Genomic DNA, 304 nt, shown 5'->3' on the forward strand with positions numbered 1-304 from the left:
GATCGTGAAGGGTTCGGCACGCCTGGCGCTGGAAGGCGACAAGAGCGAGCTGGGCGAGCCGGCGATCCTGGAACTGGCCGCTGCGCTGGATTCGTACATTCCGACGCCCGAGCGCGCGGTCGATGGCGCGTTCCTGATGCCGGTGGAAGACGTGTTCTCGATCTCGGGCCGCGGCACGGTGGTGACGGGCCGTATCGAGCGCGGGCTGATCAAGGTCGGCGAGGAAATCGAGATCGTGGGTATCAAGGACACGGTCAAGACCACCTGCACGGGCGTGGAAATGTTCCGCAAGCTGCTGGACCAG

Annotated in this window: 1 protein-coding gene; it reads left to right on the plus strand. The window is 65.1% G+C overall.

Features of this window, described 5'->3' with window-relative positions; all coding sequences use genetic code 11:
• On the plus strand, positions 1–304 hold a 304-nt coding region (locus tag PIGHUM_RS23810), incomplete at both ends, for an EF-Tu/IF-2/RF-3 family GTPase (protein ID WP_246013490.1).

The sequence above is a fragment of the Pigmentiphaga humi genome (genome assembly GCF_900606115.1).
GTDB classification, from domain to species: domain Bacteria; phylum Pseudomonadota; class Gammaproteobacteria; order Burkholderiales; family Burkholderiaceae_B; genus Pigmentiphaga; species Pigmentiphaga humi.